This is a genomic window from Thauera butanivorans NBRC 103042 (assembly GCF_001591165.1).
Classification (GTDB): Bacteria; Pseudomonadota; Gammaproteobacteria; order Burkholderiales; family Rhodocyclaceae; genus Thauera; species Thauera butanivorans.
The window spans coordinates 1-26,586 of record NZ_BCUG01000053.1 but is presented as its reverse complement, the minus strand read 5'-3'; the positions used below and the strand labels follow the sequence as shown (position 1 = coordinate 26,586).

Sequence of the window (26,586 nt, the reverse complement as noted above, 5' to 3'; positions counted from 1 at the left end):
CTATGGTGATATTTTTTTGTCAACCCGGTAGCTTGTCACGAACCCACACCAGCCAGTGCTGACGGGTGGCCGTTCAGCCCTTCCTCAGCGTCCACCATGCCATGACCTTGCCGCACACCGTGATGGTGTCGGTGGCGTGGGCGAGCGGGTAGCGTTCTTCGTCAGGGAATTCTGTGGTGTTGTCACTGCGGATGATGACGGTTCCGTCGGCCTGCATCATCACCTTCTTGAGCAGTAGCCGGCCGGCAACGTCGATGACGTAGATGCCCGGTGCGTCGAAGTGCCTGTGGCCGACATCGACGAAGACCAGGTCGCGATCCTGGATGGTGGGCACCATGCTGCGGCCGACGGCGGTGAGCACTTTGATCCGACCGGGGTTGGCGCTGCCGACTTCCTCGCGGATCCACGCTTCGAGCACGTCGAGGTGCCGTACCACGTGAACGGGTTCCTCCACGACCGCGCCGGCGCCCATCTGCGGGGTAGGGGAGAGATGCTCCAGGCGCACGTAGCCGTCGGCGGGCAGCGGCCCTGCCTCGAGCACAGGGCGGGGCTCGGGCAGGTCGCCGGGATAGCGCGGGCCTCTGCCCTCGGCAAGCCAGAGGGCGTTGACGCCGAGAGCCGTGGCAAGGGCAGGGGTGTGCGACGAATTCTTTCGGTGGCCTGATTCTAGGCTACCGACGATCGACTGATTTTTCAGTCCGGCCGCTTTGGCTAACTCTGCCTGAGTCAAATGGGCTTCTGTTCTGGCGGCTACAAGACGAGTGGCTAATGATTTCATATCGCAATTGTGATTATTTAGATTATCGCGATGGCGCTTGACTGAAAGAATCGCGATGGTGATAATCGGCCATGGACTGGAAAGCACTCATCCTCGATCTGGGCCGGGCAGGGGTGACGCAAGCCGAAATCGGGCGGGCGGTCGGACTGTCGCAGCCCGCCGTTTCAGACTTGGCGCGCGGCCGCACGACCACGATGCAGTGGGAAGCCGGTGAGGCACTGATCAGGCTGCATGGTCAACGCGGCACAACCCCACATGTAGAACAGGAGACCGCCTGACATGACCACCGTCATTCATGGTCCGCAAGGTTGCGGGAAAACCTTCCACGCCCAGGCGCTGGCCCGCCATTTCGGATGCGCGCGCATCGTCGATGACTGGGACGGGAAGACGGCCCTCCAGCCGGGCGATCTGGCGCTGACCAACATGCCGGCGTGCCAGTTGTCGGCCATCAATGATGTGCATGTGATGTCGTTCGGTGTGGCGATCTGCCGGGCAGGCGCGGCGCAGACGGTGTTCCTGTCCGAGGAGTGTCAGCCGGTGGCGCTGGCAGAAGCTCCAAAGACTGCCCGCCTGGATACGACAACCTACTGCGGAGACGGCTACGACCGGGCGGGGTGCCGTGCCGCCATCGATGTGACGCAGGATCTTTCGTGCTACCCCGAGGCGCGGGTGCACGGGATGTCCCAAGGCATCCTCGCCGGCCACGATCACGTGAAGGTCTCCTTCGCCCTGGAGGGCGGAAAGGTAGTCCGTATGCGCTTTGCGCCGGATGAGCTGCGCTACCTCGCGTTCTACGTCACCGCCACCTGCATGGGGCTGCCCGGACAGCAGTTCGAGGCCTTGATCGATGGCATTCATCCGCCCCTGCACCAGTCCCAGTCCGCCAGATCGGCCGACATCCCGAGCGATTGCGGCGAGCCGGCCGCAGGGGAGTCCGTATAACCGTCTGCGAGCGCATCTAGCGCCTCGTCCGGAGTTCGGAAGAGTCCGCCAAGGTGCTCGCCTTCGAACGTTGGCAGCCATCCCTTTGGTGTTTGCACGATGCGAAAGATGCCGGCAGACGTTTCGAACTGGTAGTACCAGCTCATGGTGCGCTCCTGTGGTGAAGATGATGTGGTGTAGGAGCCTTGATTCTAACCGCATGGAGCGTGCCTCCCTTTCAACCGTGTGCAGGGCTCCATCGTATGGGGGCGCTGCCGTTCAACGCAGGTTCGATACGTAATGGCCAAGTCCAGGGAGGACGGGGCGCTGTCGCACAGCGAGCGCCTCAAGATCGAGTACGCGCCGGTGGTCCGGGCGCTCTATGTATGCATGCAGCGATTCTGCACGCCGGGCATCGAGTCCGGCGTGGCCGAGGTGGCCGAGCTGATCGGCCGCAATGAAGGCACGCTGCGCAACCAGTTCGGGCCGTCCAAGTACGACCACGCACCCACGGTGCATGCCTTCCTGCAGGTGATCGAGGCGCTCGGCCCCGGTGCGCGCCAGGCCGTGGCGGAGATTGCGGACCTGGCCGAATGCGTGACGATTCCACGGTCGCCCAGGGCGGCCCATGTCGGGGCGCCGGCTGGGGTAGGGGAGGCGTTCTCCGCGTTTCCGCCGATGGTGGAGCGCAGCCTGCGCGCCACGATTGCCCGTCTGCAGGCTGGCAAGACGCTGAGCGTCACCGAGCGTACCGAGGCACGCGACGCGCTCTTCGATCTGGTGGCCTATGCCACCTATCTCATCAGCCGAGTTCGATAACCATGGCCGATACCGCAGACCTTGCCGCTGAGCGAGAGCAACTCGACACCGCTCGTGCTATCGAGGCAGCCCGCCGCCGTTCTCCTGGCGCGCCGGTTCCATGTGGGCAGTGCTACAACTGCGATGAACCTTTGGTGGAGGGGCTTACGTTCTGTGACGCCGACTGCCGCGACGACTGGCAACTGCGCAAGCGTATGCAGGAGATGGCATGACGCCTCGGCCCAGTTTCCCCCGCTCCCCTTTGGGCGGAGCTACGGCGATGTCGCGGTTCTGTTTCAGTTGCCCCGCCTGGCCCTGCGGTGATGCGAATGATTCCTGCCAGGGCGGGGGCCCCTGGGGAATTCGGGATGCACAAGGGGGCGGAGAGCTCGAAGTTAGGGTAGGTAGCGGGGGCGGAAGTTACTGAAATGGCCTCCAACTACGATGACGTCGTCTGCCAGTTGGAGTCGGTCGGCCTGATCTTCGACAGCCTGGTGGTGGGCAAGCTCGCCCGCTGCAAGGTCGAGGGGGAGGGCGAGAAGCGCGGCTGGTATTCGCTGCACGAGATCACGCTAGACGGTGGTGACCAGGTGCTGGTCGGCAGCTATGGCGTCTGGTACGGCGACGACAACGGCCACCGCAAGATCGAACTGCGCCGGCGCACGCTGACCGACGAGCAGAAGGCCGCGCTGCGTGCCCGGCTGAAGGAAGACCGCAAGCGCGCCGAAGGCCTGCGCCTGGCCCAGGCCGAGGCCGCCTCGGCGAAGGCCGAACGCAAGTGGGGCGAACTGAGCCCGAGCGGCGAGCATGATTACCTGACCCGCAAGGGCGTGGGCGCGCACGGCGTACGCTTCGCGCCCGAGGGCACGCGCATCGACTTCGAGGCGGCCGACGGCAAGATCCACGAAGTGGACGTGGCCGGCGCCTTGGGCGTGCCGATGTGCGACACGGCCGGCCGGGTGTGGGGGCTGCAGTTCATATTGTCGCGCGAGCACTCGGCCGAGCGCATCCAGCGCCTCGGCCGCGACAAGGAATACTGGCCGCAGGGCCTCGACAAGATCGGCAAGTTCCACTGGCTGGGCGGCGTGCCGGAAACGGTGGTCCTGGTCGCCGAAGGCTATGCCACCGGTGCCAGCGTGCATGCCGCGACCGGCTTGCCGGTGGCTATCGCCTTCGACGCCAACAACCTGGGCCGTGTCGCCCAGGCCATCCACAAGAAGTACAAACGTGTGCGCATCGGCTTCCTGGCCGATGACGACGCCTTCGCCAAGTGCCGCGAGCGGTCCTGCCAGGCGCGCCTGGTGGTGGCCGATTCGCCGAACTGCCCGGCCTGCGGGCAGATGCACGGGCGGCAGAACACCGGCGTGGCCGCGGCCGACACCGCCTCGCTGGCGGTCAATGGCTTCGTGCTGGCGCCGCGCTTCGCCGACGAAGCGGCGCGGCGGGCCGCCTGGTTAGAGCACGCCCAGAAACTTACGGACTGGAACGACCTGCACGCCCGTGCCGGCCTGGCGGTAGTTCGTTCGCAGATCGAGGAAGGGCTCGCCGCAGTGGGGCTCACCTCCGCCCCGGCACGCCGCGCGGCGGCACCACCCAGGGGGGAGGGGGGAAGGGGCTCTGCCGCCCCGGTCGAAATCCGGCCGGTTTCCTCGCTGTCCGAACTGCTCGAACGCTTCGTCATCATCTACGGCGAGGGCGACGTGGTCTTCGACCGCGAGCTGCACAAGCTCGTGAAGCTCAAGGACGTGCAGAACCTCACCCTCAGCCGCGAGGTGTACGCGCGCTGGACCGAGTCCGCCGACAAGCAGTTCGCCATGCTGAACAATGTCGGCTTCGACCCGACCGGCCGCGACACCATGGTCACCTGCAACGTCTACGCCGGCTGGCCGACGGCGCCGAAGCCCGGCTCGTGCGAACTGCTGCTCGAACTGCTGTGGTACCTGTGCAGCGGCGAGCGCAACGCGGAAGAGGTGTATGGGTGGCTGCTGAAGTGGCTGGCCTACCCTATCCAGCATCCAGGCGCCAAGATGGCCTCGGCCGTGGTCATCCACGGCAAGCAGGGCACCGGCAAGACCATGTTCTTCAAGGCCATCACGCGCATCTACGGCATCTACGGCCTCACCATCAACCAGTCCGCGGTCGAGAACCCACGCAACACCTGGCTGGCCAGCCGGCTGTTCGTGCTGGCCGAAGAGGTCATCGCGCGCAAGGAACTGCACCACGTCAAGAATGCGCTCAAGGATCTGATCACCGGCGACACCGTGTATGTCGACCCAAAGTTCGTCAATCCATACCCCGAGCGCAACCACGTCAACATCGCCTTCCTGTCCAACGAAACCCAGCCGGTGATTCTGGAGGATGACGATCGCCGGCATCTGATCGTCTGGACCCCCGAAGCGCCCCAGTCCGAGACTTTCTACCGCATGGTGGAAGAGGAGATCGAGGCCGGCGGCATCGCTGCCTTGCACGACCACCTGCTCAACCTTCCCCTGGGGGACTTCCACAGGCACACCCGGCCGCCGATGACCCGGTCAAAGGAAGACCTGATCGGCCTCTCGCTCGACAGCACGACCCGGTTCTGGCGCGCGCTGGTGCAGGGTGAAATCGAGGGAGTACGGCCCAAGACGATCGCACTCAGCACCGACCTCTACAAGCTCTACGCCTATTGGTGCAGCCAGATCGGCGTGCATGCCGCGCCCATGCCCAAGTTGATCAACACGCTGGAGAAGAAGCACGGCATGAAGGTTGCGCGCAAGCGGTGGTCGGATGACTACAAGACGCATGGCCCCCACGGCGTCTGCATGATTCCCGAGCACCAGCCCGGCGGCGGCACCGTCACGGTGATCGAGCCCGAGCGCCCGCCGGACATGCAGGAACCGGCCTGGATTGGCCGCCATGTCGAGGCCTTCCGCGCCGCAGTTCTCGACTACAAAGGGGGTGGCCATGTATGACTCGCCCCGGTCTGTGCGGCATGTGCGGCAAGCCGTGCGGCATCCTGTGCGGCATGAAACCCGCGCCGCTGCTGGGCTGTGCGGTATGTGCGGCATCTTCGCGCGCCCGCTTACGTGCAAAACGTTTGTCAAGAAGCGCGCACGCGCATTGCCCCACATGCGCGCAGGTATGCCGCACATACCGCACATACCGCACACCCGCCTATTTACGCGGGTTCGGGCGGGTTTCATGCCGCACACCCCATCCGCACATACCGCACACACCTTTGTTCACCCGCTGTTCTGGAAAAAAGGGGAAGAAGTGGAAGAAGGAATCGAAGGGAAGGGCGTGATGCAGTGCGGTCAGCAGAACGTGGCCGAATTCAATGCCCGGCTCCGCGCCGAGTTGCCGGAGTTCTACGCCCTGGCCAAGGCCTTTCACTCCCTCGGCATGATTGACGGTCTGCGCGGGGCCCGCATCGGCCCGGCGGGCAGTCTGGGCAATGACGGGGTGGTGCCGGAACTCTCGAACGCGGCGGAAGAGCGGCTCAAGACGAAACGCCTGGCGCAGGAGGGAAGGAAATGACCTATCCTGCAACCGCCACCTTCAAGGCCTTCGCCGAAATCATCGGCTGCCGGCCCAGCTACGTCACCGAGCTGCGAAAGTCCGGCCGCCTGGTGCTCACCGACGACGGCCGCGCCGTGCGCGTGGCCGAATCCATCGCCCGTATCGAAGCCACCCGCGACCCATCTCGCGCCGGCGTGGCCGAGCGGCACGCCGCGCAGCGCGGCGCCCCGCTGGCCACCGGTGCCGACGATGTGCCGGGCGGTGAGGGCGATGTCCCGCCGGAAGTCGACACCGAAGGCAATCCCGACTACCAGCTCTGGAAAGCCCGCCGTGAGCGCGCCGCGGCGCTGCGCGAAGAAATGCGCCTCGCCGAAGAGGCCAGGGAATACCTGCGCCGCGGTGACGCGGCCGCCATCGTCGCCGAGGCCTTCGTCATGCTCCGCGCCGGGCTCGAAGCCATGCCCGACAACCTGGCGCCCGTGGTCGCCGGCGAAAGCGACGAAGGTCGGGTGCGCGTGCTGCTGGCCGAGGAAATCGAAAGCATCCTCGGCAACTGCGCCGCCGAGCTGCGCAAGCTCGGCCAGGGGGAGGGCTGACGCATGGGCGCACCCGAGCAATTCACCCTGGACGAACTGATTCCGCAGGCAACCGTACTGTGCGACGTCATCGCGCGCGCCATCGAACCGCGCAAGGCGATCACCATGTCCGAATGGGCGGACGCCAAGCGCAGCCTCAGCAGCAAGAGCAGCCCCAAGCCCGGCCGCTGGCGCACCAACAACAACCCGCCGCTGCGCGAACCCATGGACTGCATGAGCGTGCGCAGCCCGGTGCAGGACATCGTGCTGATGTTCCCAATCCAGTTTGGTAAGAGCGAAGTGGAAACCAACGCCCTCGGCTACATCATGGACCAGGCCCCCGGCCCCGTCATGGTCGGCCTGCCGGGCGAGGTCTCCATGAACAAGTGGATCAACCAGAAGCTCAATCCGCTCATCGAAGAAACCGCCGCCGTCCGCGAATCCCTCACCAGCAACAACAGCCGCAACGCCGCCAACCAGAAAGAATTCAAGGATTTCGCCGGCGGCCAGCTCTACGTCGAACACGCCGGCACCGCCGCGCGCCTCAAGCAGACCACCGTCCGCTACCTGCTGGTCGACGAACTCACCGAGTTCGCCAACGCCCTGCGCACCGGCGACGACCCGCTCAAGATGCTCGAAGGCCGCACCTCCGCATTCCCCGACCGGTACAAACGTCTGTACGTCTCCACGCCCGGCGTAAAAGGTGCCTGCCGCATTTCGGAAATGTGGGAACGCTCCGACCAGCGCCTCTACCACGTCGACTGCCCCCACTGCGGCCACAGCCAGCCGCTGGAATGGGACGGCCTCATCTGGCCCCAGCACGCCACAGCCGAAACCCTCGACCGAGTCTGGTACGTCTGCCGCGACTGCGCCGCCATCATCGAAGAGCACCACAAAACCCAGATGCTGCGCGACGAAAAGGCCGGCGGCACTGCGCGCTGGGTGCCCATGCGGCCAGGCCGGCGCATGCGCGGCTACCACATCAACTGCCTGTACTACCAGATCGGCATGGGCCCGCGTTGGCTCGACCTCGCCCGCATGTGGCTCGAAGCCCAGGGCGACCCCGCCGCGCTCAAGACCTTCACCAACGACCGCAAGGCCCTGCCGTGGGAAGACCGCAGCCTCAAGAACGTGCGCGCCAACCTCATCCAGGACCGCGCCGAACCCTACCCGCTGTTCTTCGCCCCCATGGGCGTCGTGTGGATCACCGCCGGCGTCGACACGCAGGATGATCGCCTGGAGGTGCAGATCGTCGGCTGGGCCAGGGGCCGCCGCGCCTTCATCCTGGGCTATGCCGTGCTCACCGGCGACCCGCAACACGAAGAGGTCTGGACCGAGCTCACCGACCTCATCAACCGCGGCATCCGCCACGCCTGCGGCCGCGTGCTGCCCATCAGCGCCACCGCCATCGACGGCCGCGGCCACCGCACCCAGGCGGTCAAGGACTACGCCCGCAAGGGCCTCATCCGCCGCCCCATGCCCATCTTCGGCGCCAAGGCCGCCAACGCCGTGCCGCTGTCAAAGCCCAAGATCGAAGACACCGACCACAAAGGCAAGGCCGACCACACCGGCAACGCGCTGCGCACCTGGACGGTCGGCACCATCGCCATCAAGCACACCCTGTATCGCCGCCTGGCCGCCGATGCTGAAGAGCAACAGGGCAGGGCGGACGATGCTCCGCTGGATCTCTCCCGCCGGTACTTCCGCTTCTCCGACCAGTTGCCGGACGGCTACTTCGCCGGCCTGGTCGCCGAGATCTTCGACCCCGCCAAGGGGCGCTACGTCAAACGCAAGGGCGCCGCCCGCAACGAACCGCTCGACACCCTGGTGTACGCCTGGGCCGCTACCCAGCACCCCGAGCTGCAGTTGGAGAAGAAATCCGCCAAGGACTGGGAAACCGACGAACAGCGCATCCTCAACGGTGCTCCCGCCTTGCCGGCGGACGGCGAACCGCCGGCCTCGCAGGCCTGCGCCATGCCGGCTCCGGCCGAAGTGCCCGTGCCGCCCGCTGCAGCCGTTGAACAAGCCGTCGAATCATCGCTGGCCGTGGCGCCGTCTGCCACTCCACAGCCCCAGGCATCACCGCGCCGCGCCCGCCGTGCCGCCACCTCCCGCTACCTCAACAACCGATAAGGCCACCACCATGCAGACCAACATCATCGACGACATCGGCGCAGCCATCGGCACCGCCGCCACCCTGCGCCTGCTGGCGCTGTTCGGCGGCACCCGGCTCTACGTGCCCGAGCACATCGGCGCGGACCACCCTATCGCCCTCGCGCTCGGCCTGGCGCCCGCGCGGCTGCTGGCCGAGCATTTTGGCCGCGAGCAGCTCGATCTGCCGGACGGCGAAGATTTCCACCGCCTGCGCCGCGTGCGCTGCGTGGCCGGCCTGCTGCGCGGTGGTGCGGCGCAGCGTGATGTGGCGATGATGGTGGGCATTTCCACCAAGCAGGTGGGGCGGTATCGGGCGGAAGCCGAAGGGCTGGGACTGCTGCCGTTGGTGTTTGAGGGCAAGGGCGAGTGAGGGAGCGGTAATGGCCTGGCCCTGGCTATTCTTTGGCGTCTCCGTTCAACTCGCGCAGCATTTCGAAAGCGTCGATGACGAGTCCGCCGTACGGGTCTATTGTGCGATCGGAAACACCGAGAATACTGAAACTGCCGAGGGGCAAATGCCGGCGGCCCGGCGCTTGGTCTTCGGTGCTGGCGAAGTAGATGCCTTCCGGCTCCATCTCGCAGACAACGCGCACGCCGCTCGCGTGATTCACGAATCGGGACGGTACGATGAAGCCATGCCACGGTACTTCCTCCATGTTCTCGTCCCAGGCGCTCCCCATTTCGATGTGCAGGGTCTGGCCCTTGGCAATGGCTTCCTTCAGGCGCTGATGCTGGGCTTCCTCTGCGGGGCTCAATGGCGGCGGCGCCTTCTTGACTTTGGCCGGGCCGGGGGGTGGGGCATCCGCATTCACGAAGCGGCGCCCATCCGAAAATTCCACCCAGGCCACCTGTTCCAGCTTGTACAGCTTGCGCCGTCCGCCAGGCTCCTTGGCGCCGATGTTCGGCCCGTCGATCTGCAGAAGCATCAGTGCGCGGGCCTCGCCGGGCCGCGATCCGGCGTTGTAGCACACCGTCAGCACCTCGCCGGTTTCTGCAGCCGCCTGCAGGGCTTCATGCATCGCCGTATCCATGCTCGCCTCCTGGAGAAATTCTCAGTTTATCCCGTAGGGATTGAATTGACATCGTGCCTTGCTGGGGCCAGAATTTCCCCCGTCGTCGGCAAACAACCGGCGACCGGGATTGGCGTCCCGAACATTACGGCGGCGGAAGCCGTCATTGCGTTGCACGACGGCTTTTTTTGCGTCTGGTGTGTCCTCTATGGGCGGCCGGGCGGGAGGAGCCTTCGGGCTCGCCGGTTGCCGTAGCCGGTACGCCAACTCCCGTTTCGGTCGCCCACCCCGATTGGCGTCGGTCGTGGGCGGTTCAAAACCGCATACGGAGTTGCACACCATGGCCACCAACGCCCAAGGCGCGTCCGCGCTCGTCTTTCACGACACCACCTTCACCCCCATTGATCGTTACGACGGCCAAATCTGGCTCACCTCGGCCGAGATTGCCCTGGCACTCGGTTACAGCCGAGATGACAAGATCGGCCGACTCTACGACCGTCACGTAGACGAATTCACCCCGGCAATGACGGTACTTGCCGAGAACCCCACTTCGGGGGCCTCGAAAAACCTGCGCACCAAGGTCAGGCTCTTCTCTCTTCGCGGCGCGCACCTGCTGGCGATGTTCTCCCGCACGCCGGTAGCGGCCGAGTTCCGCCGCTGGGTGCTGGACATCCTGGATCGGGAGGTCGGCGCCACGGCACAGCTGGGCACCGAAGCGCAGCCCACCATCGCCGCCGACCCCCATGACCCCGCCTACCGCTCCGCCTGGATGGCGTCTGCGGTGTTCTGCGCCTCGATCCAGATCGACTTGTTCAGGCACTTCATGGCCGGCGGCGAGCATGCTGCGTTCCGTCCCCGCTACGTCCTCGAGATCGACGGCGACAAGCCCCGGATCCAGCCGGTTGCGCCCGACGCCTGCGTGTTCCCGTGGCGCGAGGCCCCGCGCATCCTGCGCGACCCGGCCACGATGCTCAAGACCTCGCTGCTTGCCGACATCGCCGCCGCGGCGGCGCAGCGCATCGCCGACCGCGCCGCTTATCAAGAACACAAGGCCGAATGCGAAGCTGCGTACAGGAGGCTGTGATGTTGCTTGAGCCGCAAATGCCAGAAATCACCGTTTTCGCCTTCGATGCCGCCGCCGTGCGCACGCTCATGATCGATGGCGAACCGTGGTTCGTCGCCAAGGACATTGCCAGTGTGCTCGGGATTACATGGAAGGGGTCCGACAGTACCGGACCCCTTGGGGATCTAGATGAGGACGAAAAGGGTACTCAGATTGTGCGTACCCCTGGCGGCGACCAGCGTGCCACCATCATTAACGAGTCGGGTATGTACGCTTTCGTGCTCAAGAGTCGCAAGCCAGCAGCCAAAGCCTTCCGCAAGTGGATCACCAGCGAGGTGCTGCCCGCACTGCGCCGCGAGGGCAGCTACGCCCTGCCCGGCGCGGGGCAGGGCACCGCCCCCGGCCCCTTCCTCACCGGCAACCCGGCCCATGCCGCCGACCAACTCGTCAGCGCGGACCGCATCTTCCGCAGCATCCTGCGCAGCAGCCGCAGCGCCGGCCTGCCGCTGCCGCGCGCACTGCGCCGCGCCAACGAAGTCGCCCGCCACCGCACCGGCATCGACATGCTCGATGAACTGGACGCCCCGGACCTCGCCACCGCCAACACGCCCGCGCTGCTCGACCCGCTCGGCGTCCACGCCTTCTGCGACGCCTGGCTGGCCGGCACTCTTCCGCTGCCGGTGGTGCCCTGCCGCAGCACGGACCTGTATGCCGCCTACTGCCACTGGCGGGCGGGCGGCGGCGAACCCGCCGGCTCCTTACCCCGCGTGGTGGGCGCCATGACCCGCCGCCCCGATCTGCGCCACCGTCGCGCCCGCTATCTGGATGAAGCGGGCACGGCAATGATGGCCGGCTTCGTGCTTCCCGAGCATGAACTGATGCCGCCGGCTGGGGTGTCGCAGGCTGAGTGGCTTACCGTTCGCGCTGATGAGTTCGTCCAGGCGCTCGATGGATGGACAGACTGCCGGGCATGAAAAACCCCGCCGAAGCGGGGTGGTGGATACGATTACCAGGAGGATTTTTTTGTGCTCAAGCGAAACTTCGGTGCGTTGGCGGCGGATACCGGGCCGGGCAGGGCCAGGATCACTTTATCTAGGTAAGGCAGGGATACCGGGTCACGTTCTTTGAAGTACGTGGCCGAACGCTTCGGCAGCCACTCGGACTGGATGATGCGGCGGAACTCGGCCAGGTACTCGTTGGGGTACAGCTTTGCTTCGACGATCCGCCCGTCCGGATAGCAGTGGCTGTAGACCGGCAGGGTGCTGGTATCGACCCCGAGCTGATCCCGCAGATGCTTGCACAAGAACATTCCCATGCTGATGTCTGGCACCATGCGTTCCGGCAGCTCATACCCTGCCTGTTCGAGCGGGGCGATGAGCATGAATGTCATCTCCTGCAGGATGCTGAAGTAGCCGGCGGGAACGCCAGACTGGTTCATCATATGGCGGCGGATGTGGTACGGGAGGGCGCGGGCATACGGAGTTCCCCTGCCAGTCATCCAGTCGTGAACCCATTTCGACACTTGGACGGCGAACTTTCCGGACGCCCATTGACCGAGGTGGATGGCGACCTGAGGATGTACCCAGCTTCCGCCTCCGGTAGAGGGGGCGCCGGGAAAGGTCTCTACAAGTGCCTGTTTTTGTTCAACTAGGGATTTTTCCACCAATTGAATCTGCAGCCCTGTGTCTGCAGACAGTTCGTTCAGGAACTCCATGGTGCTCTTGTTCGCCATGTAGTCCTTGAACTGCTTGCTTACCGCTTGGCACAAAGCGGTGGCGTTGATGTAGCCATCACTGGCGCGCTGGCTGATAACTGCGTTGTTGACCTCGTGTTGGATTAGGGCGAGGGAGTACTGATGAGACTGGGCCATGAGCATAGCTCCTATCAAAAGGCCTCAGCTTGGGCGGGAGCGCTTCCATGTTTCGTGCAGTTTGCTTAGAAAACAAAAAGCGCTTATAATCCCGCTTCGCTAGCGTGTAGTGAATGCACTGGTTTTAAACGTCTTTGGAAGGCAACCAGTGCGCCAGGCTCGGCCGAATTCGTTGCAATAAAAACACCCAGCCCAGTGTTCCACCACTAGGGCTGGTTTTTTTCGTCAGAATTCAAACCGAATCTTCATGTTAGCACTCTTCCATAGCGAGTGCCAATGGGGCGGCGGTAAATACCCTATTTTCTGCACGCAGCACTACTACATATAGTGATTTCGGATGCCTTGACAGGCTTAGGACATCCGTCCCCTGCCCATAGTCCCACCCCTTCGCCATCCTGTGCCGGTCTCCACCCCGGCACAGCGCCATGGCCGTATCCCAAGCCGATATCGATGCACTCACCTCCGCGATCGCCAACGGCGAGAAATCCGTGCGCTTCCGCGACGGCCGCGAGGTGCAGTACCACTCCCCGCGTGACCTGATCGCAGCGCGTGACTACCTCGTCCGCCTGAAAGCCGACGAGGATGCGACGACGGCCGGCCAGCCCCGGCGCCGTGCGGTGCGCCTGTATCACGCCGGGCGGGGCTTTCGATGAGCAAGCCCGGCAAAAAGGCCCGCAAGGCCGAGAAAAAAGCGGTGCAAACGTCTGCATCCGCCCCCGCTGCGATGGCAGACGTCCGCCTTGTGGCCCGTGCCCAGTACGAGGCCGCCGGCCACGGCCGCCGCACGCGCGGCTGGCGGGCGCCCAGCACTGGCCCGAACCGTGCAGCGGCAGGGCTGGAAACCATCCGCAATCGTGCCCGCGACGCCGTGCGCAACACCTGGACCGGGGCGGCCAACGCCCGTGTCTGGGGCACCAACCTGATCGGCGTCGGCATCATCCCGCGCGCCGAGGCCAAGACCGCCCGCCGCAAGCAGCGCTACGCGGAAATCTGGGATGCCTTCGCCGCTGCGTCCGACGCGGACGGCGTGCTGGACTTCTACGGCCAGCAGACCCTGGCGGTGGAAACGGTGAAATCCTCCGGCGAAATCTTCATCCGCTTCCGCCCGCGCCGGGCGGACGATGGCCTGATGGTGCCGCTGCAGATCCAGTTGCTGGAGTCAGACATGGTGCCCACGCTCGATGCCGATAGCTGGCCCGGCATGCCGGTGGGGCATCGCATGCGGCAGGGCATCGAGCTGGACCGCATCGGCCGCCGGGCGGCCTACTGGTGCTACCGCGAACACCCCGGCGATGGTCCGTTTATCGCCGTCAGTCATGCCGACCTCGTCCGCGTGCCCGCCAGCGAGATGCGGCACATGTACAAGCCCACCCGCCCCGGTGCGCTGCGCGGCGTGCCCTGCAATGTTGCCGTGATGACCAAGCAGCGCAGCGTGGACAACCTGGACGATGCCGTGGTGCTGCGCCAGGAACTGGGCAACCTCTACACCATGTTCATCACCCGCCAGCCCGAAGGTGGCGCGCCGGAGATCGACCCAATCACCGGCGCGCCGATCGAGCTGGACCACGACGGTAGTCCCATGGTCGGCCTGGAGCCGGGCATTGCCCACGAACTGGCCCCTGGCGAAGACGTCAAGTTCTCCGCCCCGCCAGACTCCGGCGCCAACTACGCCGACTTCATGCGTCAGCAGCACCTGGGCATCGCCGCCGGCGGCGGCACGCCTTACGAACTGCTCACCGGCGACATCCGCGACGTCTCCGACCGCACCCTGCGCATCGTCCTCAACGAATTCCGCCGCGCCTGCGAACAGGAACAGTGGCAGATCATCATCCCGCAGTTTTGCCAGCCAGTGCGGGATGCCGTCGGGCGGGCTGCCGTGCTGGCCGGGCTGCTCACGCCCGCCGAACTGCCGGAGTTCGTCCGCTGCACCTGGGCGCCGCACGCCTGGCCCTACATCCACCCCACGCAGGACGTACAGGCCAAGAAGATGGAGGTGGAGGCCGGATTCCGCAGCCGCGCCGGCGTGGTGGCTGCCAACGGCGACGACGTGGAGCAGGTGGATGCCGAGCGTGCAGAGGATGTCGCCCGCGAACGCCGACTGAAGATCAATGCCGCAGACAGCAAGGGAAAACTGTGACCGACAAGGGCATGTCCATCACCAGTTACACCGGCGCGGCCTTGTCGGTACTGTCGTCTCTCACGCTGACCGAGTGGGGCATCCTCACCGGCATCCTGACGGCGATCGGCACATTCCTGCTCAACGCCTGGTGGGGGCGGCGCCGTGACTTGCGCGAGCAACAGGCCCACAAGCTGAAGCTCGAACGCTACATGCATGACCGGCGCCAGTGCGACCAGCCCGTGGTGCTGAATCGCCGGCGGCAGGACGGCAAGATCAACCGCAGCCTGGTGTCCGCCATGTCGGCCGCTTCCCTGGTTGCCGCGCTTGCAACTGCGGTCGTTATCCACGAAGGCGACGGTCCCACCAGCGTTTTGCCGGACACCGGCGAAACCATCCACCACGCCTACCCGGACCCGGCCCACGGCTGGCGTGTGCCGACTATCTGTCAGGGGCGCACGCGCGGCGTCGTGCCGGGCATGACTGCCACTGCCGCGCAGTGCCGGCTATGGCTGGAAGCCGAACTTAGCCAGGAAGTAATCAATTCGCTGGCGCGTAACGTCAAGGTGCCTGTCACCTTCAGCCAGGCAGTGGCGCTGGGCATGTTCCGTGACAACGTGGGCGAGGGCAACTTCACCGCCTCCAAGCTGCTGCGGGACGTCAACGCCGGCCGCTGCCATGCCGCCGCGCGCGAGTTCAATGCTTCACCGCAGATCGCCAATGGCCGTCCGCGCATCTGGCAGGGGCGCCCCATCGTCGATCGCCGAACGGGTGTTGTGCTGCTCGCCACCGGCGCACCGGTCATGAAATGGACCACCGGCGGCGGCATCCCGCTGCCCGGGCTCATCAAACGCAGGGCGGAAGAGCGGGGGCTCTGGGAGCCCGACTGCACCGCATGGGAGGACGAAAAATGATGAAAGTGGATCACAAGGGCTGGTTTGGCATTTGTCCGGTGTATTTCGGCGGCCTCGATACCGAGGCGCCGCTGATCGTCGAGCGCCATTGGGTATTCGTACCGCTGATGCGACTCTCCGAATTTTTCTACGGCCTCGCATTTACCGTGTGCGGCTTCATCAACCCGGCATTCGAGCCGGAATGGCCGCTGAAGGTGACGGGAGAAATCGAGCCCAGGGAGGTGTGATGTGCAGTCCATCGTATTGGTTGCGCTTGTGGGGCTCATGGTGGGCCTGGGCTTGGGTGGCTGGGGTGGGCATGAGCTGGCCGCCGGGCGAGCTGCCCGCGCACAACTGGACAACGCCCACGTCGCGCTTGCCGATGCCGCGGCCGCACTTGGTACTGCTGGTGAGCAACTGCGTGCCACGGCCACCCGAACCGCCACGATCGCTCGCCAGCAGGCCGAAACCGCATCTCGTCATCTAGCCGAGGCCTCGCGCCATGAACAGATCATCACCTACGCTGCGCGCCTGGAGTGCGCTCGCGATCCTGAGTCTTTCCGCCTGCTCCTTGACGCCATCGCCCGGGCCAACGGTCTGCATCCCGGCGGCGGTGCCGCCCGAATGCCTCCAAACCTGCGGCCCGATGCCGGCCCCGACGGGGCCCGGTGAGGCGGAAATGATGCGCTGGGAACTCCAGGCCGTGCATTGGGGCGAACGCTGCCTTGCCATCAATCGCAGCTGTATCCCCGCTTTGCTGCGGGGACATCCGTCCCCTGCCGATGGCGCGGCGTCGCGTTGAAACTGCGCCTATCATCCACGGACGCCCGCCCCATGAAAAAGAAACCCTGGTACGCCTACAACCTGGCCGACGACGGCCGCAGCGCCACCATCCGCATCAACGGTGTCATCGGCAACAGGATGGAAGGCCGCACCATCGAAAGCCTCGACTACGAACTCAAGTGGGCAGCGGAATCGGTCAACGAAATCATCATCCGCATCACCTCGTTCGGCGGCTCGTTGGCTGAAGCTCTGGCCATGTACGGCGCGCTGCGCCGGCACCCGGCCCGCAAGGTCGCCATCATCGAAGGCGTGGCGGCCAGCGCCGGCACCATCGTGGCCATGGCCGCCGATGAAATCCGCATCTACGCCAACGCCAGCATGATGGTGCATGGCGTGTCGCTGGTCACCGAGGACGGTGAAGAGGTCGAAGACGCCGAGGCCGCCCGCGTGCTCAACGCCAGCATCATCGAAACCTACGCCGCCCGCACTGGCAAGACGGCTGATGATCTGGCGGATGCGATCGCCACCGACACCTGGATGACCGCCCGCGAGGCCGTCGCCGCTGGCTGGGCCGACTCCGTGATCGAGATCGCGGAGCAGGGCGCCGCAGTCTCCGCCACTGCCGCCAGTCCGCTGCAGGCCATTGCCGCAGCACTGGAAATCCCCGCCGACGTTATTGCCCGCGCAACTGCCCAGGCCGCCACAGCTGTCCCGGCTCCGGTGCCTGCCGCCGCGCCCGCAGTCGTCACCCCTCCGCCTGTGCAGCCAGCGGATGCCACCTTCGCCGCCCAGATCAACGCCCTGGCCGTGGCCGAGGGGCTGGGTGACTACGTTGCCGCCTGGCTGCTCGACGGCGGCATCACCACCACCGCCCAGGCCGCTGCCGCAATCAAGGAGGCCCGCGAAGTCCGCGATCTCTGCGCCTTCGCCAGCGCCGCCGACCGTGCGGGCGGCTTCATCAGGCAACGGCTCAGCCTGGACCAGGTCCGCGCCGAACTCATCAATGCGCTCGCAGCCAACGCCGACGAGCGCCATACCGACACGCACCCGCGTGCTCACCAGCCGGGCCAGCCCTCGCGGCCCGCCGTGCCGACCGTGTCGGTCGACAGCATCTACGCGGCCCTCAACCGCAACGTCCGTTAATCCAGGAGATCGCAAACATGCTCACCGAAAAGTCCCGCGCCGGCCAGTTTCTGCTGGCCGAAGCCAACGGCACCCTCAGCCGCGAGCGCATCATCATCGCATCCGGACAGGGCGTCCTGCCCGTCGGCCAGGTGCTCGGCAGAATCACTACCGAAGGCGCCAACCAGGGCAAATACGGCAAATACAGCAATGCCGACTCCACCACGGGCCTCGGCACGGCTGTCGCCATCCTCTACGACGAAGTCGATGCCACCACTGCCGATGCGCCCGGTGTCGGCGTGTTCCGCCATGCCGAAGTCAAAGAATCCGAACTCACCGGCATCGACGCGCACGGCAAGGCCGATCTTGCCCCCGCCCACATCATCTTCCGCTGATCGCCAGCCACACAACATAGGAGATAGCCCACATGGCTACCATGGACGTTTTCAACGACGACGCCTTCCGCGTCACCACGCTGTCTGCCGCGATCAGCGAAGTGCCGTTCCGGCCGACGCGTTTGCTCGACCTCGGCCTGTTCCTCAACGACCCCATCGAAACCACCGACGCCTGGTTCGAGCTCGACGGCGACGTGCTGCGCCTGGTCAAGGCCGGCGAACGGGGCCAGCCGGGCGAAACCATCGCCCGCAACAAGCGCCGTGCCGTGGCTTTCAAGGCCAAGCACCTCAAGCGCGACGACGCCATGATGGCGGATGAAGTCCAGAACGCCCGCGCCTTCGGCCAACAGTCGGAAGTGGAAACCGTGCAGGGCAAGGTGCTGCGCATCGGCAACCGCCACCGTCGCGACATCGAGACCACCATCGAATTCCATCGCATGGGCGCGCTCAAGGGGCAGATCCTCGATGCCGACGGCACCACCGTGCTCGAAGACCTGTACGACAAGTTCGGCGTGTCCCAGATCTCACACGACATGAATCTGGACGATGACACGACCGACTTGCTCAAGACGGTGGTGCAAGCCAAGCGCAAGTCCGAAGACGTGCTCGGTGCCGCCTTCATTCGCGGCTGGCGCGCATTCTGCGGCGACACCTTCTTCGACGACTTTGTCGGGCACCCGGAACTCAAGGCTGCCTACGAGCGCTGGAAGGACGGCGAAGCCCTGCGCACCGACGCCCGTGCCGGCCTGAGCTTCGGTGGCGTCACCTGGGAAAACTACCGGGGCAGCGTCGCCGGCCAGCCCTTCGTGCCCACCAACGAAGCCATCCTCGTCCCCGAGGGTGTCCCCGACATGTTCCTGGTCCACTACGCCCCGGCCGACTACATGGAAACGGTCAATACCCCGGGCCTGCCGTTCTACCTCAAGACCGAGCCCAAGCGCATGAACACCGGCGTGGACATCCAAGTGCAATCCAACCCGCTGGCCATCAACACCCGCCCGCGCGCCGTCATCCGCCTGACTCGCACCTGATATGGCCCGCGCCTCGGCCGCATTCAGCCGCGCCCGCAACCGCCTCTTCGCCCACCTGGGCGAGGAGGCGGTCTTGTCCTCCCATCCCGTTCCGGTGCCGGCGGTCATTTCCCGCAACGTCGAGTTGATTGGCGAAGATGGCCTGGTCGATCGCGTCGTCACCACCGCCACACTCCCCGAAGAATGCGCCCCCCGGGCCGGTGACAGCCTGACGGTGGGTGCAGACGTGTGGACGCTCGATGCCCCCTTGCGCTCGGATGCCGACGTGCCGGAATGGGTGTTGCTGCCGGCATGAAAATCGAGGGCATCGATGCGATCCGCAGCGCCGCCAAGCGGCTGCGCGCCGTGCCTGAAGCCTCTGCCAGGGCGGCGTACCGAGCGGCCAACACGGTCGCCGCGCGGGTGTCCACCATGGCAAAACGAGACATTGCCAGTCAGATCAACCTGCCACAAAGCTACATCGCGCAGCAGATGCGTACCCAGCCGGCCACAGCGGCCATGCCGGTCGCAGAGGTGCGCATGCGTTTGCGAGCAGTACGGCTTGCGCGCTTCTCCGCCGCGCAAATCACCAAGCCCGCCCGGCGTGCCAAGGGCGACCCCCGTCGCGGCATTGGCGCCGGCCGCAAACAGGCTGGGGTGGCGGTCAAGGTGGCGCGCACCGGTGGCCGCAAGATCATGCCCGGCGCCTTCCTGGTGCCGCTTCGTGCCGGCAATACGGCCGGCGGAAACGGCATGGGCGTGTTCATTCGACAGGGCAGAGACATCAAGCATCTCTATGGTCCGTCGCCGGATCAACTCTTCCGGCGTTGGCGGGCCGAGGCGGTACCGGACATCAAACGCATGCTCGCCGACGCCTACGCGTCGCAATTTCGCTACGAACTCAAGGGCTCTCGCAAATGAGCAAGGCCAACGACATCGCCCAGCGGATCACCGAGCGCCTGAGCAGCATTCGGTCCGCCGACGGCTACCAGACAGATGCCGGCCTCAACGTGTTCCGGGGTCGCAAGGCCGTTCCCGAGCTGCCTGCCCTGATCCTGTTCGAGCCCGAAGACCTGGTCGAGGGCCAAGCGGCCGACGGCTCCGGCAGCCATGCAGGCAGCGCGGTCAATGCGCAGATCCTGCTGCCATTCGACATTCAGGCTTTGGCTGAATGTGATCCTGCTCAACACATGACGACCGGCCATGCCCTGGTGGCGGACATCAAACGCGCGCTGTTCGGCGGCGACATGCGCTGGGGCGGCCTGGCCACCCATACCCGCTACATCGGCCGCAGCATCGAGCCGCGCACCGATGGCGACACCACCGTATCGGTGCTGGTGCAGATCAGGGTAGGCGTCGTGGAAGACCTGGCGCGGCCGTAGCAACTGTTTTCCTGCGGCCCGGACATCCGTCCCCTGCCGTCCTCATCGTCCAATCCACACACTGGCACCTGCACCACACTCACAGCAGGAGCCAGTCCATGCCCATCGTATCCAGCACGCGCGGCTTCAAGGGCCGCGCCATCGTCAACGTCCGCCCGCGCAGCGGCCTCGGCCGCAAGTTCCAGCTCGGCAACACCACGTCCATCACCGAAAACACCGAAGTCGAGCGCACCTCGCGGCAGAACTTCCAGCGCTCCGGCGGCGGCGAACTCGACGTGGACGAAGCCATCACCTCGATCACCGTCGAAATGGTGGTCGATGACATCAAGCCCGAGTCCATCGCCATCGGCATGCGCGGCGAGTACGAAAAACTGCTCAGTCAGGCCATTACGGGCGAAAAGCACCCCGCCTGGGCCGGTGAGCGCGTCAGCTTCAGCTACATTCCCGACCCCGATGTAGCCGTGACGGTCAGCATCGACGCCACCGCCGCCCGCGAAAACGAAACCGACTATCCCAAGGGCGCCCTGGTCATCGATTCCGGCACCGCCTACCTGGCCGTGGTCGGCGGCACCACCGGCAGCGCCGCTCCGACCTGGCCCACGGACGGGGGAACCGAAACGGACGGCTCCGTCACCTGGCGCCACATCGGCGCAGCCGCGCTGACGCAAGACACGCATTTCGAGCGCACCCGGCAGGGCGTGGCGTTCATCGCAGGCGCCAATGCCCTGTTCGTCGACGATGAGCCCCTGCCCATCGTTGTCGGCTACACCCGCAATCCGCAGTACGTGATCCAGAACTTCGTCAACTCCGGCGCGGAATTCGAAATCGAGGTCGACGGTGAAAACGCCGCAGACAACGGCGCGCCCAGCATCGTCCGCTACTTCCGCGCCAAGTTCTCGCCGTCCAGCGGCCGCAACCGGGTCAGCTCCGACTTTGCCTCCATGACGCTCACGGCCACCCTGCTCGAAGACCCCAACCGCACCGGCACGGGCAAGAGCAAGTACATGGAAGAGCTGATGGTCTGATCCGCGAGGGCCAAGACCAGGCCGCCTTGCCCATGGGGCAGGGCGGCCGAGCCTTGTCCCATGCAGGTCGATCATGGCACTCGCCGAATCCCAAGAAGTCGCGCTCCGCATCAATGCTGAAACGTCCGGGCAGTCGGACGTATCCGCGCTGGTCCAACAAATCGAGGCCCTTGCTCGTGAAGGCGGAGAGGCTGGACCGCGTTTTGCTGAGCTTGCTGAACAGTTAAAAAAGGTCGGTCGACAGCAGCAACTAGTAACCTCATTCGTTGAACTTAAGCGCGAGACGCGAGGGTACGCCACCGAACTACAGAAGGCCCAGGCCGCGACAAGTGCGGCAATGAGTGTGCTGCGCGAGAAGAGGGTGGCGGTCGACGCTGCAACAAAGTCCGAGCGAGACGCAGCGGCTGCGCTTGCCTCGGCTGCTCGTGCCCACGAACGCCTGAAGGCAGAGGTCGCGGCTGCAAGGGATGGGCTACAGAGCCTGACTGCGAGATCAAAGGAAAGTGGTACAGAAACAGCCGCTTTTGCAAACCAGATCGCGGCTGCAAGGGCTCGCCTTGCCGATTTGAGAACAGCCAGTACTGAGGCGGGGAAAACCGTTGGTGCGCTCAAGCAGGCCTATGATCCGGTAGCGCAAGCGATGCGCGAGGCGGGCAAAGCATCGCGGGAAGCAGAATCTGCGTTCAAGAAGAACGTGGCTGAGGCACAGCGCCTGAAGCCGGCATATGAAAAAGGCCGTGAGACGCTGCATCGACTTCGCCAAGAGATGCAAGAGGCGGGCATCAATTCTCGTTTCTTGGGGGCAGAGGAGAAGCGCCTTGTTTCCGAGATGGCGGCTGCCACTGTTGCGGCTAACGCACAGGTATCTGCTGTCGCTATGTTGGCTCAGGCTGGGAAAGAACGCGCCGCTGCCGCCCGCCAGCAAGCCCAGGAAGAAGACCGCCTTGCCGCCATCGTCGCTGCATCCAAAGCCAAGCTGGCTCGCGCAGCTCAAGAGCAGCTCGCAGCGGAAAAGCGCGCTTATGCGGAATCCGAGGCCGCAGCCAAGCGCTATGCCGAGCAGACGCGTGCACTCGCGGCTGTCACGCAAAACGCCTTCAATACGATCGGCATCCGTTCTTCGAAGGTGATCCAGGCGGAAATTCTGGGCATTCAGCAAGGGCTGCAGCGTTTGGCAGTCGATGCCAAGGCAGCGGGCACCGATTTCGACCGCGCCTGGAGTGCCGGGCAAAAGCGTATTGCAGCTCTGAAAGCCGAAATGGCAGGCGGTGTCGATCCCTTTACCGCATCTGTAGCACGGGCGAGTGGTGGTATCGGCACTTTCATTTCACGGCTGAGTCCTGTGTCCCGCGAAATTGCGGCGGCGTTCAGTGTGGACCGTGTTGCCCGTGCTGCAGTCGAATTCGATAGCCTCAACCGTACCTTGGCGGCAATCAAGGGCAGCGGCCAGGCAGCGGCCGCTGAGCTTGGCTACATTACTGCCACGGCGAACCGCCTGGGGCTGGAGTTGGGGTCGGCCTCAAAGGCATATGCGTCGTTCCTTGCGGTAACCCGTGGCACAGCCCTGGAGGGGCAGGGCGCCCGCGACGTATTCGAGGCTGTGGCAGGTGCAATGGCCCGGCTCGGAAAATCGGCAGCAGATACGGATGGTGCGATGCTGGCGCTGTCCCAGATGGTCAGCAAAGGCGTCGTCAGCATGGAAGAGCTGCGCCAGCAGCTCGCCGAGCGCCTGCCTGGCGCCTTGAAAGCGGCGGCAGATGGTGCTGGCCTGACCGAGGCGGAACTCATCAAGATGGTCGAAACCGGCCAGGTGCTTGCTGAAGATCTGCTGCCGGCGATGGCAATGCAACTGAACAAACTGTATGGCACGGGCAGTGACGTCCAGGGTTACGCGGCGAGCTGGGGCCGGCTGACGAGCGCGATCACGAATGCGATCGGGACGTTCACTCAGGTCGAGATTGTCATGACGGCAGTGACGGGCGTCATGGCTGGGCTGCGTGAGGGAGTCCTGACAATTGGCACAGTTTTCGTCGTAGCGGCAGAAGGCGTCACCTTCTTTGCCCGGGCGCTGGGCACGGCTGTTGGGGCGATCACTTCTGGAAATTGGCGGGATTTGCGCGGCGAAATTGGCAAGCTCGCCGATGAGTCACTGGAGCTGATCAACCAGATCGCGAGCCAGACGATGATTGCAAAGGGCATTCAGGATGCTTTTACAGATTCTGTCGCAGGAACGGGGGCTGCAGCAGAAAAGAGCAGCAACGGCTGGCTTCTGATCACCAATGCTTACGCACAGGCCAATGCCGCTGCGGAAGGCTATATCAAGCAAAGTGAAAAGGCATTGAAAGCGCGTCAGGCTGAATCCAATGCTGTCAGCCAGTATGCGCAGGCGATGGGGGATGTGCAACAACGGCTCGATGCCGAAGCACATGCCGCAGCAGCCGTCGCTGCAGCAATGTCCACGGTGGCTGAAGCCCGAGCTGCCCAGCTTGCGACTTTGCAGTCACAACTGGCTGCTCAGGAGCAGGCAGTTGCGGCGGATGTTCAGGAGTCCGATGCAAAGCGCAAGATCATTGAGCAGACCCGGCAGAAGATCGAGTTGGCGCGTGAAGAAGCCGAGGCAGCATCCGCCGCGGCGCAGCAGTCCCAAATGGAAGCTGCCGCCCGCGAGGCCGCAGCCGCAGCCGTTAAGGATAATTCTGATAGGTTGGATGACTTGCGAGCGGCATATGAGGCTGTTCAGCGAGAGGTGCGAAATCTTGAAGAGGATGAACGTGCGGGGATCGCCACCCAGGACGCGGTAACTGCCGCTCGTGCCAGGGCGGTGCGTGCTGCTGGCCTGTACCGTGATGCTGTAGCTGACACCTTGCGCAATATCGACGCCGAGTCACGCGCCCGGCAGGCGCAGTTATCGACAGAAGAGCGGCTGGGACAGCTCAAGCTGGCTCAGATTCGCAGGGCAGAGCAGTCTGCCCGTGCAACAGAAAACGAAGTTGCAGCGGCCTGGCGCGCGGTTGAAGCAAAGCGGCAGGAAGCCCGTATGGCTGAACTGAAGGCGCGCGCCCAGCATGAAGAGGCGACGGCCCAGCTCGCAAAAATCGAAGCGCAAGAAAAGGAACTGACCGAAACCGAGCGGCTCGACAAGGCCAAGATGGCCGAGCTCGAAGCCGCCAAGGCCTCGGCCACGGCCAAGCAGATAGAAGGGCAGATCAGTGCCGAGTTGGCCAAGCAGTTGCACGCGGAAGCAGATGCCGCGATTCGGGCCATGCAGGCGAAGGCGGGTGCGGCAGATGTAAATGGCGAGGTTGGTGATTCGGCGGCCAAAGCTGCGGCCGGAGTGACTGCGCTGAACACTGCCACCAGTGCGGGCGGGGATATCGCAAAATATTTTGCCGGCATCTGGACAGACGCCAAGGAGCGGGTTCGCGAAGCCTCTGAAGCCGCTTATAACGCAATTACAAAAATCGAGGCACTTACCGACGGCCCCATCGAAAACAGGATGCTGGGGCAATTTACGAAAAGTGTTGACGCACTGCGATTGAGTGCGAATCAGCTAGTCGCCGAAGACCCGATCAGCAAACTGGAGGCAGACATTACCGCCGCCGAAGCCGCAGCAGATCGGGCTGCAAGCACTGTTGAATCATTCGGAAAAAAGATTCAGAACTCCAGCCTGACATGGAAGGGCTTCTGGGAAGACACCCAGTCGATGTACAAACTGGAAGAGTCGATCTACCGTGCGCGAATCGAGCATATCAAGCTCAACGTCGAGGTCGAGCGTTTCAGCCAGGCCGTCGACGAAGGGAGCGTGGGGCTCAAGGACCAAGAGCGCACATTGTCTTCTCTCGTGCGACAGGCTGAGGCACTAGGCTCGCAGAATTTGTCCGAGCTGCGCAGTGCCCTGGCCGATGTCCGCAATCAGCTGCGGCAGGCTGCTGACGATGCACGGGCCGCCAACGACGCCATCGCGGATGAGATCGATAATCTCCTTGGCCGCTATGAAGACGTGGAGCGTCGCCGCTTTGCGGCTCGCCGCGCAGACTTGGAGTCCCGTCGCGATGAGGCCAAGGCAGACGGGAATACTCAGGCTGTCGCCGATTTCAACCGGGCGTTAGGCAAGCTGGCTGAACTGGAGCGCCTGCAACTTGAGCAGGCCCGGCAGCGCGAAAAAGAATCTGCGCAGCGCCAAACCCCCACTTCTGCCGCGCAGCCTGCACATGGCTACACATCTGTTCACCGAGTTGAAATTGGGTCTGGCTCCAATTCAGGCCGAAGAACGGCCATCAATACCACCGACAAGAACAGCGCTGACGCTCTGGTCGATCTGCTGCGCCAACTCGAAGCCGACATGGCGAGGTCCTGAACCATGCTGCGCAATCATACCCTTGGCGCCATCCAGATCCCTGAAGACGTGTGGTGGAGCGATGAGTTCGCCTGGTCAGCCGTCGAGCAGAGCACGGAATACAGCCTGACCGGGGCGCTGATCGTGCATGTCGGCCTGCGGAGTTCGGGCCGGCAGATCACGCTCGCGAGCAATCCGAACGGTGGATGGGTCGAGCGGAGCGTGGTCCTCGCACTGCAGGCCCAGCGGGCCATGCCCGACGAACGCTTCATTCTCACCCTGGCCGACGGTCGCCAGTTCATCGTCATGCACGACAACGCCCGCGCGTTCGATGCCGCGCCGGTGCGTCCTGCCTGCGACCTGACCGCTGCCAGCAACTATCGCATCACGCTCCCTCTGATCGAGGTGTAACCCCCATGCCCATCCACGCCCAAAACATTGTCTTCGTCGCCAGCCAGGTCATGGACGACGTGCCCGAGGGCGGTGGTGCCGCGACCGGCACCGTCATCGTCGACGGCCAGATGAACAACGTCTTCCCGGACATCTCCGACCTCGACCGCGCCTACGGCCGCTTTCGCCTGCGCAAGCTCTTCGTGGCCATCCGCTCGCTGTCGACCGACCTGTACGGCGGCGCCAAGGTCGTCATCACCGCCTTGCCGCAGGACTCGGCACTCGGCTACGCGCTCTTCAGCAACGGCGACCCGTTCGACACCCGCGTCCAGGCCGCCGATCGCGTGTCCTCGTACCTGTTCGCCGGCAGCGAATGGCACGGCTACCTGCTGGAGAACCACGTCGCCGGCCAGCGCAGCATCGAGCTCTTCCAGCGCCCGAACACGCCGCTGCCGGCGATCGGCCGC

At 64.8% G+C, this 26,586-nt stretch carries 28 protein-coding genes and 1 pseudogene; 26 read left to right on the top strand and 3 right to left on the bottom strand.

Features of this window, described 5'->3' with window-relative positions; all coding sequences use genetic code 11:
• Positions 1-73: 73 nt before the first annotated feature.
• Positions 74-865, bottom strand: a complete 792-nt coding sequence (locus TBU01S_RS23245; protein WP_157659200.1) for an XRE family transcriptional regulator — start codon at positions 863-865, stop codon at positions 74-76.
• Between TBU01S_RS23245 and TBU01S_RS18190 the strand changes: the two genes are divergently transcribed.
• The 9 genes from TBU01S_RS18190 to TBU01S_RS18155 all read left to right on the top strand — a co-directional run bounded on the left by TBU01S_RS18190 (position 850) and on the right by TBU01S_RS18155 (position 9,094).
• The gene (locus TBU01S_RS18190) at positions 850-1,056 is read left to right on the top strand and encodes a helix-turn-helix domain-containing protein (RefSeq protein ID WP_068638733.1); all 207 of its coding nucleotides are present in this window, start codon (positions 850-852) and stop codon (positions 1,054-1,056) included. The genes TBU01S_RS23245 and TBU01S_RS18190 overlap by 16 nt on opposite strands.
• Before the next feature lies 1 nt (position 1,057).
• Positions 1,058-1,720, top strand: coding sequence for a hypothetical protein (locus TBU01S_RS18185; RefSeq protein ID WP_068638730.1), 663 nt, complete (start codon positions 1,058-1,060; stop codon positions 1,718-1,720).
• A gap of 279 nt (positions 1,721-1,999) precedes the next feature.
• The gene (locus TBU01S_RS18180) at positions 2,000-2,518 is read left to right on the top strand and encodes a helix-turn-helix domain-containing protein (protein WP_068638728.1); all 519 of its coding nucleotides are present in this window, start codon (positions 2,000-2,002) and stop codon (positions 2,516-2,518) included.
• Between the two features lie 2 nt (positions 2,519-2,520).
• Entirely contained in the window at positions 2,521-2,730 is a 210-nt protein-coding gene (locus TBU01S_RS24030; RefSeq protein ID WP_157659199.1) for a hypothetical protein, read from the top strand.
• 195 nt (positions 2,731-2,925) lie between these two features.
• Entirely contained in the window at positions 2,926-5,448 is a 2,523-nt protein-coding gene (locus tag TBU01S_RS18175) for a DUF5906 domain-containing protein (protein ID WP_068638726.1), read from the top strand.
• Between the two features lie 229 nt (positions 5,449-5,677).
• The gene (locus TBU01S_RS18170; RefSeq protein ID WP_157659198.1) at positions 5,678-6,013 is read left to right on the top strand and encodes a hypothetical protein; all 336 of its coding nucleotides are present in this window, start codon (positions 5,678-5,680) and stop codon (positions 6,011-6,013) included.
• Positions 6,010-6,591 carry a hypothetical protein gene (locus tag TBU01S_RS18165; protein ID WP_068638722.1) on the top strand — a complete coding sequence of 194 codons (582 nt, stop codon included), beginning with the start codon at positions 6,010-6,012 and terminating at the stop codon, positions 6,589-6,591. Before TBU01S_RS18170 ends, TBU01S_RS18165 begins: the two co-directional genes overlap by 4 nt.
• Positions 6,592-6,594: 3 nt before the next feature.
• A complete protein-coding gene (locus TBU01S_RS18160; RefSeq protein WP_068638720.1) occupies positions 6,595-8,703 on the top strand; it encodes a phage terminase large subunit family protein in 2,109 nt (702 codons plus the stop codon).
• Positions 8,704-8,713: 10 nt separating this feature from the next.
• Positions 8,714-9,094 (top strand): hypothetical protein, encoded by a 381-nt coding sequence (locus TBU01S_RS18155; protein WP_068638718.1) that lies wholly within the window; start codon positions 8,714-8,716, stop codon positions 9,092-9,094.
• Between the two features lie 25 nt (positions 9,095-9,119).
• Here the strand turns inward: TBU01S_RS18155 and TBU01S_RS18150 are convergent, their stop codons facing one another.
• Positions 9,120-9,755 carry a hypothetical protein gene (locus TBU01S_RS18150; RefSeq protein ID WP_068638716.1) on the bottom strand — a complete coding sequence of 212 codons (636 nt, stop codon included), beginning with the start codon at positions 9,753-9,755 and terminating at the stop codon, positions 9,120-9,122.
• Between the two features lie 319 nt (positions 9,756-10,074).
• On the opposite strand from TBU01S_RS18150, the gene TBU01S_RS18145 reads away from it, so the two are divergent.
• Both TBU01S_RS18145 and TBU01S_RS18140 read left to right on the top strand, forming a co-directional pair.
• Positions 10,075-10,818, top strand: coding sequence for a BRO-N domain-containing protein (locus TBU01S_RS18145; protein WP_068638714.1), 744 nt, complete (start codon positions 10,075-10,077; stop codon positions 10,816-10,818).
• A 17-nt stretch (positions 10,819-10,835) separates the two neighbouring features.
• Complete coding sequence (locus tag TBU01S_RS18140) at positions 10,836-11,771, top strand: BRO-N domain-containing protein (protein ID WP_157659197.1); 936 nt, start codon at positions 10,836-10,838, stop codon at positions 11,769-11,771.
• A 32-nt stretch (positions 11,772-11,803) separates the two neighbouring features.
• On the opposite strand, the gene TBU01S_RS18135 is transcribed toward TBU01S_RS18140, so the two are convergent.
• Complete coding sequence (locus TBU01S_RS18135; protein ID WP_068638776.1) at positions 11,804-12,667, bottom strand: KilA-N domain-containing protein; 864 nt, start codon at positions 12,665-12,667, stop codon at positions 11,804-11,806.
• Positions 12,668-13,092: 425 nt separating this feature from the next.
• On the opposite strand from TBU01S_RS18135, the gene TBU01S_RS18130 reads away from it, so the two are divergent.
• The 15 genes and pseudogenes from TBU01S_RS18130 to TBU01S_RS18060 form a co-directional block, all read left to right on the top strand.
• On the top strand, positions 13,093-13,320 hold the full coding sequence (locus TBU01S_RS18130; RefSeq protein WP_068638710.1) for a phage head-tail joining protein: 228 nt from the start codon (positions 13,093-13,095) through the stop codon (positions 13,318-13,320).
• A complete protein-coding gene (locus TBU01S_RS18125) occupies positions 13,317-14,804 on the top strand; it encodes a phage portal protein (protein WP_068638708.1) in 1,488 nt (495 codons plus the stop codon). The genes TBU01S_RS18130 and TBU01S_RS18125 overlap by 4 nt, the downstream gene beginning before the upstream one ends.
• Before the next feature lie 11 nt (positions 14,805-14,815).
• The gene (locus TBU01S_RS18120; RefSeq protein ID WP_083953711.1) at positions 14,816-15,697 is read left to right on the top strand and encodes an HP1 family phage holin; all 882 of its coding nucleotides are present in this window, start codon (positions 14,816-14,818) and stop codon (positions 15,695-15,697) included.
• The gene (locus tag TBU01S_RS18115) at positions 15,694-15,924 is read left to right on the top strand and encodes a hypothetical protein (protein ID WP_157659196.1); all 231 of its coding nucleotides are present in this window, start codon (positions 15,694-15,696) and stop codon (positions 15,922-15,924) included. The genes TBU01S_RS18120 and TBU01S_RS18115 overlap by 4 nt, the downstream gene beginning before the upstream one ends.
• A 1-nt stretch (position 15,925) precedes the next feature.
• Positions 15,926-16,348 (top strand): hypothetical protein, encoded by a 423-nt coding sequence (locus TBU01S_RS18110; protein ID WP_068638702.1) that lies wholly within the window; start codon positions 15,926-15,928, stop codon positions 16,346-16,348.
• Positions 16,349-16,510: 162 nt separating this feature from the next.
• The gene (locus TBU01S_RS18105; RefSeq protein WP_068638700.1) at positions 16,511-17,602 is read left to right on the top strand and encodes a Clp protease ClpP; all 1,092 of its coding nucleotides are present in this window, start codon (positions 16,511-16,513) and stop codon (positions 17,600-17,602) included.
• A gap of 17 nt (positions 17,603-17,619) precedes the next feature.
• Positions 17,620-17,976: a head decoration protein gene (locus TBU01S_RS18100; protein ID WP_068638698.1), complete on the top strand. Its 357-nt coding sequence runs from the start codon at positions 17,620-17,622 to the stop codon at positions 17,974-17,976.
• Between the two features lie 32 nt (positions 17,977-18,008).
• Positions 18,009-19,007, top strand: coding sequence for a major capsid protein (locus TBU01S_RS18095; RefSeq protein WP_068638696.1), 999 nt, complete (start codon positions 18,009-18,011; stop codon positions 19,005-19,007).
• A gap of 73 nt (positions 19,008-19,080) precedes the next feature.
• Positions 19,081-19,302 carry a hypothetical protein gene (locus tag TBU01S_RS18090; RefSeq protein ID WP_157659195.1) on the top strand — a complete coding sequence of 74 codons (222 nt, stop codon included), beginning with the start codon at positions 19,081-19,083 and terminating at the stop codon, positions 19,300-19,302.
• Positions 19,281-19,907: a phage tail protein gene (locus TBU01S_RS18085; RefSeq protein ID WP_083953704.1), complete on the top strand. Its 627-nt coding sequence runs from the start codon at positions 19,281-19,283 to the stop codon at positions 19,905-19,907. The genes TBU01S_RS18090 and TBU01S_RS18085 overlap by 22 nt, the downstream gene beginning before the upstream one ends.
• Entirely contained in the window at positions 19,904-20,368 is a 465-nt protein-coding gene (locus TBU01S_RS18080) for a hypothetical protein (RefSeq protein ID WP_068638690.1), read from the top strand. The genes TBU01S_RS18085 and TBU01S_RS18080 overlap by 4 nt, the downstream gene beginning before the upstream one ends.
• 98 nt (positions 20,369-20,466) lie before the next feature.
• Positions 20,467-21,393: a hypothetical protein gene (locus TBU01S_RS18075; protein ID WP_068638688.1), complete on the top strand. Its 927-nt coding sequence runs from the start codon at positions 20,467-20,469 to the stop codon at positions 21,391-21,393.
• A gap of 73 nt (positions 21,394-21,466) precedes the next feature.
• The gene (locus tag TBU01S_RS18070; RefSeq protein ID WP_068638686.1) at positions 21,467-25,750 is read left to right on the top strand and encodes a tape measure protein; all 4,284 of its coding nucleotides are present in this window, start codon (positions 21,467-21,469) and stop codon (positions 25,748-25,750) included.
• Between the two features lie 3 nt (positions 25,751-25,753).
• A complete protein-coding gene (locus tag TBU01S_RS18065) occupies positions 25,754-26,140 on the top strand; it encodes a hypothetical protein (RefSeq protein ID WP_245650976.1) in 387 nt (128 codons plus the stop codon).
• Between the two features lie 5 nt (positions 26,141-26,145).
• Positions 26,146-26,586, top strand: a pseudogene (locus TBU01S_RS18060) (hypothetical protein); the annotation flags it as partial.

Excerpts from the sequence above, each read along its gene's own strand:
- TBU01S_RS18190 (WP_068638733.1), top strand. The coding sequence starts at position 850 with ATGGACTGGAAAGCACTCATCCTCGATCTGGGCCGGGCAGGGGTGACG.
- TBU01S_RS18185 (WP_068638730.1), top strand. The coding sequence starts at position 1,058 with ATGACCACCGTCATTCATGGTCCGCAAGGTTGCGGGAAAACCTTCCAC.
- TBU01S_RS18180 (WP_068638728.1), top strand. The coding sequence starts at position 2,000 with ATGGCCAAGTCCAGGGAGGACGGGGCGCTGTCGCACAGCGAGCGCCTC.
- TBU01S_RS24030 (WP_157659199.1), top strand. The coding sequence starts at position 2,521 with ATGGCCGATACCGCAGACCTTGCCGCTGAGCGAGAGCAACTCGACACC.
- TBU01S_RS18175 (WP_068638726.1), top strand. The coding sequence starts at position 2,926 with ATGGCCTCCAACTACGATGACGTCGTCTGCCAGTTGGAGTCGGTCGGC.
- TBU01S_RS18170 (WP_157659198.1), top strand. The coding sequence starts at position 5,678 with ATGCCGCACACCCCATCCGCACATACCGCACACACCTTTGTTCACCCG.
- TBU01S_RS18165 (WP_068638722.1), top strand. The coding sequence starts at position 6,010 with ATGACCTATCCTGCAACCGCCACCTTCAAGGCCTTCGCCGAAATCATC.
- TBU01S_RS18160 (WP_068638720.1), top strand. The coding sequence starts at position 6,595 with ATGGGCGCACCCGAGCAATTCACCCTGGACGAACTGATTCCGCAGGCA.
- TBU01S_RS18155 (WP_068638718.1), top strand. The coding sequence starts at position 8,714 with ATGCAGACCAACATCATCGACGACATCGGCGCAGCCATCGGCACCGCC.
- TBU01S_RS18150 (WP_068638716.1), bottom strand. The coding sequence starts at position 9,755 with ATGGATACGGCGATGCATGAAGCCCTGCAGGCGGCTGCAGAAACCGGC.
- TBU01S_RS18145 (WP_068638714.1), top strand. The coding sequence starts at position 10,075 with ATGGCCACCAACGCCCAAGGCGCGTCCGCGCTCGTCTTTCACGACACC.
- TBU01S_RS18140 (WP_157659197.1), top strand. The coding sequence starts at position 10,836 with ATGCCAGAAATCACCGTTTTCGCCTTCGATGCCGCCGCCGTGCGCACG.
- TBU01S_RS18135 (WP_068638776.1), bottom strand. The coding sequence starts at position 12,667 with ATGGCCCAGTCTCATCAGTACTCCCTCGCCCTAATCCAACACGAGGTC.
- TBU01S_RS18130 (WP_068638710.1), top strand. The coding sequence starts at position 13,093 with ATGGCCGTATCCCAAGCCGATATCGATGCACTCACCTCCGCGATCGCC.
- TBU01S_RS18125 (WP_068638708.1), top strand. The coding sequence starts at position 13,317 with ATGAGCAAGCCCGGCAAAAAGGCCCGCAAGGCCGAGAAAAAAGCGGTG.
- TBU01S_RS18120 (WP_083953711.1), top strand. The coding sequence starts at position 14,816 with ATGTCCATCACCAGTTACACCGGCGCGGCCTTGTCGGTACTGTCGTCT.
- TBU01S_RS18115 (WP_157659196.1), top strand. The coding sequence starts at position 15,694 with ATGATGAAAGTGGATCACAAGGGCTGGTTTGGCATTTGTCCGGTGTAT.
- TBU01S_RS18105 (WP_068638700.1), top strand. The coding sequence starts at position 16,511 with ATGAAAAAGAAACCCTGGTACGCCTACAACCTGGCCGACGACGGCCGC.
- TBU01S_RS18100 (WP_068638698.1), top strand. The coding sequence starts at position 17,620 with ATGCTCACCGAAAAGTCCCGCGCCGGCCAGTTTCTGCTGGCCGAAGCC.
- TBU01S_RS18095 (WP_068638696.1), top strand. The coding sequence starts at position 18,009 with ATGGCTACCATGGACGTTTTCAACGACGACGCCTTCCGCGTCACCACG.
- TBU01S_RS18085 (WP_083953704.1), top strand. The coding sequence starts at position 19,281 with ATGGGTGTTGCTGCCGGCATGAAAATCGAGGGCATCGATGCGATCCGC.
- TBU01S_RS18080 (WP_068638690.1), top strand. The coding sequence starts at position 19,904 with ATGAGCAAGGCCAACGACATCGCCCAGCGGATCACCGAGCGCCTGAGC.
- TBU01S_RS18075 (WP_068638688.1), top strand. The coding sequence starts at position 20,467 with ATGCCCATCGTATCCAGCACGCGCGGCTTCAAGGGCCGCGCCATCGTC.
- TBU01S_RS18070 (WP_068638686.1), top strand. The coding sequence starts at position 21,467 with ATGGCACTCGCCGAATCCCAAGAAGTCGCGCTCCGCATCAATGCTGAA.
- TBU01S_RS18065 (WP_245650976.1), top strand. The coding sequence starts at position 25,754 with ATGCTGCGCAATCATACCCTTGGCGCCATCCAGATCCCTGAAGACGTG.